The organism is Labilibaculum euxinicum, assembly GCF_963678175.1.
Classification (GTDB): Bacteria; Bacteroidota; Bacteroidia; order Bacteroidales; family Marinifilaceae; genus Labilibaculum; species Labilibaculum euxinus.
The window spans coordinates 903,296-914,839 of the sequence record NZ_OY782756.1; the positions used below are offsets into that span (position 1 = coordinate 903,296).

5 protein-coding genes are annotated in these 11,544 nt (G+C 39.0%); all 5 read right to left on the minus strand.

What is annotated here, in order from left to right:
- Window positions 1-52 precede the first annotated feature (52 nt).
- The 5 genes from ACY0M5_RS04020 to ACY0M5_RS04040 all read right to left on the minus strand — a co-directional run bounded on the left by ACY0M5_RS04020 (window position 53) and on the right by ACY0M5_RS04040 (window position 11,543).
- Window positions 53-754, minus strand: coding sequence for a hypothetical protein (locus ACY0M5_RS04020; protein ID WP_461630877.1), 702 nt, complete (start codon window positions 752-754; stop codon window positions 53-55).
- A gap of 191 nt (window positions 755-945) precedes the next feature.
- Window positions 946-5,667 carry an efflux RND transporter permease subunit gene (locus ACY0M5_RS04025; protein ID WP_461630878.1) on the minus strand — a complete coding sequence of 1,574 codons (4,722 nt, stop codon included), beginning with the start codon at window positions 5,665-5,667 and terminating at the stop codon, window positions 946-948.
- Between the two features lie 98 nt (window positions 5,668-5,765).
- A complete protein-coding gene (locus ACY0M5_RS04030; RefSeq protein WP_461630879.1) occupies window positions 5,766-8,876 on the minus strand; it encodes an efflux RND transporter permease subunit in 3,111 nt (1,036 codons plus the stop codon).
- Window positions 8,877-8,950: 74 nt separating this feature from the next.
- The gene (locus ACY0M5_RS04035; protein WP_461630880.1) at window positions 8,951-10,000 is read right to left on the minus strand and encodes an efflux RND transporter periplasmic adaptor subunit; all 1,050 of its coding nucleotides are present in this window, start codon (window positions 9,998-10,000) and stop codon (window positions 8,951-8,953) included.
- 40 nt (window positions 10,001-10,040) lie between these two features.
- A complete protein-coding gene (locus tag ACY0M5_RS04040) occupies window positions 10,041-11,543 on the minus strand; it encodes a TolC family protein (RefSeq protein ID WP_461630881.1) in 1,503 nt (500 codons plus the stop codon).
- Window position 11,544: the final 1 nt, after the last annotated feature.

Genomic DNA, 11,544 nt, shown 5'->3' on the forward strand with positions numbered 1-11,544 from the left:
ATAATTTAGTGTATTGAGCCTTTTTTCTTTGTGTTCATAGTGGATTGGTATCCTATACAAATCGTTCCCGCTTTTGCATATTAATTAAACTCCATAAAATTGATATGACCGCACCAACTACCAGCATCATTCGGTTTTGAGAAAGCACGTTTTGCCATATGCTGTAACTCATATCACCCGGAACATTGAAGGGGTTTAGGAATATATTCCATTTGCTGGATGCAAGAGGTTCTGCAAGGATCAGAAATGCCAGACCAATAATTACCATAACTACTGCGGCTCCACTCGCATTTTTGATTAGAGTGGCCAAAAGGAATGCAAGACTGGCTAAAAACAGCAGACAATACATCAGTTGGTAAACCATATGAAAAACGGATATGCGGATAATTGCAAATACCGTTATCCACGACATCAAACACATCATTAAGAGCAAAAGTAATAAGCTAAGTGCAAAGCGCACCAAATACACTTTATATCTGTAATTGGGGATTCCAAACAGAATTTCGAGCATTCGGGTATCTTTATCGCTTTGTATGTTGTAGATAACAGGGTAGAATAAGATCAGGACTCCCGGAAAAATCAAGCTCCTATAAATATCTGCTTCATCGGGACTCGAATCCGAGAACAACATGATACCGGTTACCATCAGGAAAAAGGCGAAAGCTGCAATCAGAAAATAGATAAATTTATTCGCAAATATAATCTTGATGTTGTAGCGTATAAAATCGGCTGTGAGTATCAGTTTTTCTTTCATGTGTCTAAGTTTGTTTTTTATTGCTACATGGAACTTACCATGCTGGAATAATCATCCCCTTGTGTGTCAAAATTGCTTTGGCATGGATGTTTCATATGATTATTGTTTTTTACCGTAAAGTGCACCTTCCATTTTCTTTGTGATCTTCGTGGTTAAATCTTTTTTATTTATTCCTTCATTTCCCTTTTGGGTTAATCCCTTTCTTCCTTTTCGTTCAGCAAACACAAATAAGCATCTTCTAAATTTGCTTTTGTATTTACCGCTCCGTAACCCGGATTTTCATCGGCCAAACAGCGAACCCGAATCTGATCTTTGTCGCGCATATGATGAATAATAACATGTTTGGTTTTTAAATTTTCAAACTCTTCGGTTGATACCGTCAGCATCCACACTTTTTTGTCGGCGATACCTGCCATGTGAATCGGTTCGCCCAAGTATTTTAGTTCTCCTTTTTTCATCACAGCAACCCGGTTACACGAACTGGCTACATCTTCAATAATGTGAGTGGAGAAAATCACGATTCTGTCCTGACTTAGTTCTACCAACAAGTTTCTGAATCGAATTCGCTCGCGTGGATCAAGTCCGGCGGTTGGCTCATCAACCACCAAAATTCTTGGTAAGTGAAGCAGAATCTGTGCAATCCCGATTCTTTGTTTCATTCCTCCTGAAAAGGAACCGATCTTATTGTCTTTTTGATCGAGCATGTGAACGGCTTTAAGCACATATTCCACACGTTCCATTCGTTCTTTATTGTTATTCAGTTTTTTCAGAATTCCCATGTAGTTCAGGAAATCCCATGCGCTCATGTTTTCGTACATACCGAATTCCTGTGGCAGGTATCCAATTAAACCTTGCAGTTCTTCACGCTTTTCGCGAACATCAATGCCGTTAATGGTGATTTGCCCGTAACTCTGTTCCAGAATACCGCAAATAATTCTCATCAAGGTTGATTTACCGGCACCATTGGGTCCCAGTAATCCGAACATCCCGTTTTTAATATCAAAGGAAACACCTTTAACGGCTTTAAACGGAATTTTCTTTTTCCCGATTATTGGGATGATTAAAACAAATCGGTAGAAGAATTTGCGGATGCTGCTAAATCGGCCTTTCACCCGGTTGATGTTTATTTTTTCATGATAAATTTTATCAGAAGACACTTTGATCAGTAAAGCCAAATACCAGAAAAAGGCCAAAGGAGCAATGAGTCCGATTAGTTCGTATTGCTGATAAAAATATACGAACACAGGTACCGGGAACAACCAGTATATGATTTTATGCAGTGCATAAATAAATCGGGGCATCCATTTTTTACTGCTTTCTTTTTTTAGATGATTACGGTATTCCATAACGGGAGCCATAAAATTCAAAATCAGAATTTGGAATAGTATGGACAAGCCAAGTAACCAGTATTTGTTTTCGAGATGGATGTAAATGAAAAAGAACAGGAAAGCAAGCAAAGGCAATTGCCAGATTAAGGTCACAAAATCGCGGATAGATGAATAGGATTCCTTTAAACCCAATCGCTCTCTAATTTTAAGTCCCGATTTCCATTCCCTGATAAATCGACCATCCCATTCGTAAATTTTTACCAAATTTCTAATTTCGATGTGTAAAGCGTCATCAGGAGCAATTAGCTTTTCGTTGGCTTTTCTTAAACTGGACTGAATAAAATAGATGCATGCCGGTACCGATAACAGCAAAATCAGGAATGTGATGATCTGCCAAATTTTGCTGTCTACTTCCATGTAAATGAAGTAGGTTCCTATCATCCAAATAGCAATTTGAATAGTTTTTACCCAAACAGGCTGATTTTGTATCCAGTTTAAGCTGGTTCGCAATCCGGCATATAGTGTTGGAATAAAAACCAAGGTAAGAATTGTACTGAGGCTTAGCCCGCCAATTACGGTTATGGCGAAAGGAACTCCAATAGTTGTTACATATTCGGCACGACCAAGAGCAAGTGGCATTAAGGCAATAATGGTAGTGATAGCTGTGATCAGGATAGGGCGGATACGTGCCAGGCCGGCCATAATAAGAGCTCTGGATTCTCTGTAGCCGCGTTTCTGCAATACGTTTGAATAATCGATCATGATGATTCCGTTGTTTACAACGATCCCCAGAAGAATAATTAGTCCGGTAAATACATTGGCGTTCATTAGAGAGGTTCCGGTAAGGATCAAGGCAATCAGCGATCCGATTGCAGCCATAGGAATGGAAAACATCATTACAATAGGCATGGTGAACGATTCAAAAACCGAAGCCAGAATCATAAATATCAGAATGATGGCCATCAGAAACAGAAAGCCAAATTCAGCCAGATTGTCTTCTTCATGAACAATTTCCAGTGCTATTCCCGATGGAATATTCATTCGTTCAACCAGTTCATCAACTTCTACCCTCGATGCAGTTAAGAGGTCTTTCTCATCGTTCACTTCATCAATAAACTGATATTCAACTTCGAGTTGTTTTTCCTGATTCGTTCTTTTGATCGTTGATAATCCGTCGGTGAAATTTAGATTGCTGATGTTTTGCAATTCGAATTCAGCGCCTTGTGTACCTCTTACGGTAAGCTTACGCAGATCTTTTGCATCTCTTGTTTGCTGCTCGGTATTGTCACCAAGTGTTTTAATAATAATATCGTACTCTTCGGTGCCTTGTTTGAACTTTACACCACTCGAAAATTCTTTCTGAAAGGAATTTAATTCCGACAATACCGATGTAACAGGAATATCGTATACTGCCATGATTTGTTTGTCTAATTCCATGACCATTTCGGGACGTTTGGCAGGAATTCGAACCGATATATTTTTAATGGAAGTCAATTGATTTAGGTAGTATTCCAAATCTTCCGATACGTCGAGCATCTTATTAAAATCCTGACCTTTAATAATCAGTTTTTCTTTTTGACTGCCCATGCCCAACATTTCCATAAATGGATTGTCGCCGCCAAAATCTCCGCCACCGCCAAAACGACGACCTGTAGCCGGAGGATCCCAGCTGAAAGATGCACGTGGCAAATCATCCAAACGTTCCAGAATATTTTTCTTAATGCCGGGAATGGAAAGGTTTTGCTTCTCGCGATAATCATCAAGTAGTGTGATTGTTAAAACAGCTTCTTCTTCATAAACCTGACTGGTGATGTCTTTTTTCTCCTGAACAGAATCTAGTTTTTGCTCTACTTCCCGAATGAATAAATCGGTGTTTTCGAGTGTTGTTCCGCCCGGAAGAGTCACATAAAGATTTAAATCTTTCGTTTCGGTTTCTTCTGTCGAAATCATGCTTAGTCCCAAACTAATCAGTAAGGTGATGAAAAATAGTCCTAAGGCACCAAGAATAGTTCTTCCCGGAAACCGCATACATGATTTAAGTGTTACCAGATAAATCTGTACCAATCGGTTATGGAGGGAAATATTCTGGAAATTAACGGCGCGGGCGGCATTTTTTCGTTTCAGAAAAGTGTGGGTAATCATGGGAATTAATAGCAGGGCAACAACCAGCGATACCAATAAGGTGGAGATAATGGAAACACCAATGTGCTTGCCCAATAATCCGATAAAGAAATTGGATGTAAACAGAAAAGGCAGGAATACGGTGATTGTTGTTAGTGTGGCAGCAAAAATGGATCGCCATACTTCTTTGGTTCCCTGAATAACTGCCGTGTCCGGATCTTTCTTTTGGGCAGCCAGACGGTAAATATTTTCGAGCACCACAATACTGTTATCGAGAAGCATCCCAATGGCAAGTGCCATCCCCAAAAGGGTGAGTGTGTTGATGCTGATATCGTAAGCATAGAAAAAATTGAACGCTGTGTAAACCGAAATGGGTATTGCCAGTGCAATTGCGGTGACCAAACGAAGGTTTTTCAGGAATATCCAGAGAACGAAAATTGCCAGAAGGCCTCCAATTAATGCCAGTTCAATAATTAAATCGATATTGGTTTTCATGGTTTCGGCAGTGTTGGTTTGCACCACCACAGCAATATCTTTGCTTGCCAGTTCCTGATTGATTTCTTCAATTTTCGCAATTACATTGTCGGCCAGTTCAATGATGTTCGATTGAGAATCGCGGGTTAGCTGAAGGGTTACTGCTTCTTTTCCGTTTACACGGCTGTATGAGGTTTCTTCCTTTACTCCAAAACGAATGCCTGCGATATCTTTCAGTTTTATATTGCCTGCTTCTTTAACAACAAGCTCGTTTAATTCTGATATATCAGTAAATTCGGAGACAACATTCACAAAGTGCATTTTGTTATTTTCAATCACTTTCCCGGCAAAACTTCGCATGTTGCTGTTCTTGCTTAGAACGGAACGAACATCCGACGGACTGATGCCATAACTCTTGCAAACATCATCTCTTAGCAGAATATCAATGGATTTTTCGCGCCCGCCAAAAAGAGCCACATTGGCTATGCCATCGATATTTTTAATTTTATCGACGATTTCATTCTCAGTAATTTGCCGAACCCGGTCAACACCTCCACTACCACGAACCTGAATATTCATGAACATGTTGTTGAGTTGTTCCATATCGAATTTAAATACCTGAACCCTGAACTCTTTTGGAAGATCTTTTTTCTTTTCTTCTACTTTTTCAGCAAGTTTTAAATAAGCATATTTAAGATTGGTTCCCTGTTCGAAAGAAATCTCAATACTTCCTCGTTGCTGTCCGGCAGTAGAGACTATCTTTTCAACGCCTTCCATTCCTCCTGCAATTCCTTCCAGAGGAATGATTGCTTCACTTTCCATATAGCGGGGATCTACTTCCATAGTAGTTCCTACCTCTACAAACAACATAGGAAGCTGTGCATTTGGAATCAGTTCGACCGGTAATTGTTTGTAGGAGAAAAATCCCAACATGCTAAGTCCGGTGAAGAGCATTGCTATTAAAACCTTTCTTTTTATAATGAAGTTCATATAATCTAAGCTTAATTAGCTGTTAGCTTGTTCCTGTTTATTGATGTTCTGTCAGATTATTATTTAAATCTGTTTATTTCACTGTATTGTTTGATGTTCTATTTTCCTGATTTCGAAAAATAGCTTTGCATGTTATCGAAAATATAGTACACACAAGGAATAACGACCAGTGTTAAAAGGGTTGAGGTGATCAAACCTGAAATTACAGCTATTGCCATTGGAGCCCGTAAAGCTGCACTTTCACCAAATCCAATGGTTAGTGGAAGTAAGGCTAAAATGGTTGTGATACTGGTCATTACAATTGGGCGAATTCTGTTTTCACCTGCCATAATTATCGAATCGCGCAAGGAATTCCCCTGCTCTTTAAATTGATTAATTGCATCAACCAGAATAATGGAATCATTCACCGCTATTCCTCCCAGCATAATAATACCAATGTAGGCCATGATGTTCATAGGCATTCCCAAAAGGAAAAATGCCCAAATGGCACCAACTCCAGCCAATGGAATAGTGAGCAGAATGGTGAAAGGATGAATGAGTGATTCGAATTGAGAAGCCAAAACCATATATACCAATATGATCGAAAGAATCAAAGCAAAGCTTAAATTGGAAAGTGCTTCCTGACGTTTCTGTTCTTCGCCAATCAGATTTATCTGATAACCCTGCGGCAATTCAATATTGGCGAGTTTGGTGTTTATTTTATCGACAACCTGATCGAAAGCCACTTCTCCGCGAATATCGGCACTGATTTTTCCAATTCTGGTCTGATTTCTTCTTAGCATTTGTTTTGGAGAAGAGGATTTTTCGATGTGTGCTACTTCGTAGAGTGGAATTTTCTGGTCTCCGCTTTTTAACAGAAGTGTATTTAATTCAGACAGACTTGTTTCGGGCATCTGAATGGTAATGTCATTCATCTCTCCGCCTTGTTCGAATTTGCCGGCATCTTTTCCCATCAAAATGTCTTTTAGCTGACTGGTAATTCCTTCTGTACTTAGGTTAAAAAGACCTGCTTTGTAACGATCAATCACCACATTAACTTCCGGGGCTCCTTCTTCGATGTTGGTTTTTACATTTGTCAAATCGGGAACCTGAGTCAGGAGTTCTTTAATTTCTGCAGAAAGCTGTTCCAGAACTTTCGTTTCTTTTCCTTTTACCTCAACTTCAATGGGAGCACTTTCTGTTCCAATGGTCGATTGTAAAGCCGTTTCATCATGGATAATGGATATCTCGGTATCGGGAATATCACCAACCAATTGACTTACGTTTTCGAGTATTGCTTCCGATTGAGCAGTGTATTCGCTTTTTAAACGAATTTTTATGCTGGCGGTATTTTCATTTTTAAATACGGCTTTGTCGGCAGCAGAACTGCTTCCCGGACCAATTTGAGTGTATATTGTTTCGAAATAATCTCCCATAGATTGTTTCAGCATGGATTCGATGGCTTCAACTGTTTGAGAGGTTCTTTCCAGTTGAGTTCCTTCTTTCAATTGAATATCCAGACTGAATTCGCCGACTCCGCTTTTGGGTAAGTATTCATTTCCAACATAGGGCAAAATAAGTCCTGTCAGTACAATTAACAAACTTGCGGATCCAATTACCAGGCTTCGTTTGTTTAGTAAATTGGCCAGTAAAGTTCCGTACCAGCCTATTTTAACCGATTTGAATTTTACATTTTTTCCTTTTCCCTTGTAGGCATAATGAAACAACATGGGAATCATTAAAATTGCAACAAAAAGAGAGGCTATCAGCGAAAAAGCAACCGTCCAGGCCTGATCTTTAAAAAGTGCGCCGGATGCTCCGTGCATATATACAATAGGAAGAAACACAACAATTGTGGTAAGAGTGGAAGCTACAATTGCACCTCCAACTTCCGAAGTTCCTTCTATGGCAGCATCTTTCACCGAGAGCCCAAGCTCCATTTTCCGAAAGATATTTTCGATTACTACAATGGCATTGTCGACCAACATTCCGGCTCCTAATGCCAAACCGCCCAGTGTCATTACATTCAAACTTAATCCATTAAAATACATTAGATTAAAGGTGGCGATGATGGAGACAGGAATTGCAAAACTTACAATTGCGGTCACCTTTATTCTTCGCAAAAAGACAAAAAGAACCAAAATGGCGATGAGGACGCCAATTAAAGCGGTTTCTTCTACTTCATCAATTGCTTTTTGAATGAACTGACCTTGGTTTTGAACCACGATAAACTGATATCCAGGCAAGGCTTTACGGATAGAAACCATTGTTTTTTCGAAATCTTCAACTGCCTGAACTGTATTCGATCCCGTTTCTTTGTAAATAGACAAACCGATACATCTTTGGCCATTGATACGGACAATATTTTGTGCTTTTTTTGCCACAAAACTTACTTTAGCTACGTCTTTTAAAAGAATTGGGACTTTGTCTTTCACTAAAACTTGAGTGCCAGTATTTACAGGAGCAGACGATGAGGCCGAGGATTGTTTGGTTCCGACAATTATATTTTCAATTTCCTGAATGTTTCGGATTAAACCGGCACCTTTAATAATGTACTTGGTTCCCATCTCAACAATGCTTCCACCTGAAACATTTTGATTCAGACTTTTTATTTTCTGTACAATCTGATCGATGGTTATTTTGTGGGCATCCAAAAGGTATTGGCTGGTTTCGATGCGCACTTCCTTTTCCTGTGTTCCGGTCAATTCTACCTCAGCGATTCCTTCCAAACGAATCAATTCGTTACGAATGTAATTTTCAGCCACTTTTCGCAGCTCATCCATGTCTTTAATTTCCGGATGAAGCATTCCGATAATTAGAATGGGAGATGCATTGGGATCGTGCTGCGTAATGGTGAATTCATCAATTTCGGCATTCTGACTGTAAGCTGTTAGTGCTTTTTGCAATTCCAGAAAAGCTTCATCCATATCACTCCCCCAGGAATATTCCACGGTTACCCGTGCCGACCCAACCATACAAACTGATGAAACCTGACTCACCCCTTTTTGTCGTATGGATTGTGCTTCGATGCTTTCAATAAATTGCTTTTCGATCTCTTCCGGAGGACGTTCGCCGGCTTTAATTTCCACAAATATGCGGGGAGCGTTCATTTCCGGGAACAGGTCAACATTTAATTTGCCGAGCGACACGTATCCCAAAAGTAATATTGCCATTACAATCATGGAAACTGTTACCGGATAATTGACCGAAAATTGAGTTATTTTCTTCATTTTGAAAGCAATTTATAATTGAATGGCATAGCTTGCCATCAGGTATTGGATGTGAATTGAAATTTGTAGATCGATTATTTTACCACCTTTATTTTTGATCGGTTCCGAAGAGTTTCAAAGCCTTTTACTACCAGTCGGTCTTTTTTCTCTAATCCGGAAATCACCTGTACTTCGTTAGGATTTTCCAATCCAAATTCAATCACACGCTCTTCTGCCAAACCTTTGTTTACAACAAAAACGGTGTTTCCTTTTTGTTTGTTTAGAATTACATCTTTTGGAATCACAATGGTAGAATCGGCTTTTGCAACTACAATTTCAGCTTTCGCAAACATGCCGGGGCGCAGCAAAAGTTTAGAGTTGTTAATATTAATAACAGCTTTAAAAGATCTGGTTTCAGAATCGATAGCCGGCGATAATTGAGCCAGAACGCCGTTTAGTGTATCACCGGGAATCGTATAGTTGATAATGTTTACCGGTTGTCCTTTTTTGATCGAAGTCATGTTTTTTTCAGCCAAATTAATTTCCATATGCAGTTTGCTGTAATCCATGATGCTTAGCATGTCCGATGATGCTTCAACCCGTGTATTGTCAGTATAGTAGTTTAGATTGGTAATGATTCCTGAAAATGGAGCTTTCACCTTTAGTTTAGCCAATCGAAATATGGCATCTTCGTAAGAATATTTGGCATTCATCAGATCTATTTCTGCGTTTTTCACTTCCGAAAGGGTAACGCCGCCTTTTTCATATAGCGATTGTTGCTTTTCGGATACTTGCTGAGATATCTCCAGACGAAGTTCCAAGGACTTGATTTTAATGTTGTTCTCGTATTCCTTGTCTTCCAGAACGATTACATTGGTTCCCTCCTTAACGAAATCGCCCAAGGCAAATTGGCGACCTGTTGCAGGATTGATTTGCAAGTGGTATTTGCCGGCCACTTCGCTTTTTATAGCAACTGTTTTTATAGGATTTACAGTTCCTGTGGTGCTAATGAATTTTTCGATGCTTTTGGATGTAATTTCCTGAACGGATACCTGAACTGCGATGTCTTTGTTTAGATCAGTTTCCCTGTCGTTACAAGCGGAAAATATTGCAATGCTTAGAAGGTAGAATGCGATTCGTTTCATGTTTGTGGACTTAGTATGGTATATCATGATTGAGTTTTTTTTATTCAATGATCAAATTTTCCTGCAATTCCTGTGGCACAAAGGATCTGTCGTTTTCAAAATCCCAAAGTGATTGTATTTTTAAATTCAACAATTCCAACTTATAGTTGATTAAAGAGTTAGCCAGATTCATTTTCTTTTCGGACAACTGATTTTGAAAGCGCTCCAAATCGATACTGGTTAAATCACCGTTTCGGTATCTTTCTAAATTGATATCATAAGTTAGTTCTGCATTTTTTTGGTTTTGCTTGGAGATTTCGATTTGCTGAATCAAATTTTGAAGATTGCGATATATTTTTCTAATGTTGATGGTGATGTCATCGCGCAGGCTGTTTTTATCTATTTCGCGGCTTTCTATTTCCAATTCGGCTGCTCTGATTCGTGCTTTTCTTTCTCCCCAATCAAATATTGGAACAGAAAAAGTAATTCCAACCCGTGGACTTCTGGTGGGTTTGTCGTATACATCGGCCAGATTTTCATTGTTTCCCATGATTCCAATCGAAAGACTCACATTTCCTTTAAATTCGTTGGTTGCTGAAGTTTGAATCAAATCAAATTTGGCATTGTTTAAGTCTATTTCTTTTTGTGTTAATTCCAATCTTTGTGTCAACCCGTTTTCAATGGCTTTCTCAAGATTTACAATTACAGGAACGTATTGGATATCTGTACTTACAGTTACGTCATCGTATAGGGAGATTCCCAACAAAAATTTAAATTCATCTTTGGCATTCTCCAATTCTACACGATTATTATCGAGACTCGATTTACTGGTTGCATAGTTTAATTCAGCTTGATAAAGTTCTTCTTTCGCAGACAAGCCACCTTCAACTTTACTTTCAATGATTTCTTTACTTACTTTCTGGTTTTCAAACTCTTCCTCCGATATTTTCAAGGCCATTTGTTTCTGATAAATGGAATAAAATGCCTGATTTACCCGCCTTTCCATATTTAGTAATTGTATGGAGTAGGCCAAAGTTGCATTTTCAAGATTTAACTCGTTTCGGGTCAAATCCATTTTGGTTTTATTAAAAGTGAACAGTGGCTGATCGTATTGCAAGTAAAGCGAGTTGTTGTATCCCGCATAATTTGAACTGCTGGCTTCAGAGTAATTGTCCTGATAGCCAAACTCATTTTGCAGGGACAATCTACCATCAGTTAATTTAATTGGCTGAGAAACGGTAAATGTTCCACTTGCTTTTTTATTTTCAGAAGTATTCCAGGTGGAAAAATATTCATTGTACGATTCTGTTTTGTCGTACGATAAAGGAGTAACATCAAAAGAAAAACGAGAGCGTAAAGAGGCCAGTTGGGCATTCAGCTGTTCTTTGTTTTGCTGCATGTTTATTCTCGATTTTTTAATGTCCGGACTATTTTCAAAGGCTATGAGCAGAGCCTCATCCAGAGTGATATTCTTCTGTGCCTGCGAGTATAAAGAACTGAATAGAATTGCTCCGGCACAGATAAAGATTCGTAACAATTTTTGTTGTGGTATAGTTGTGATCATG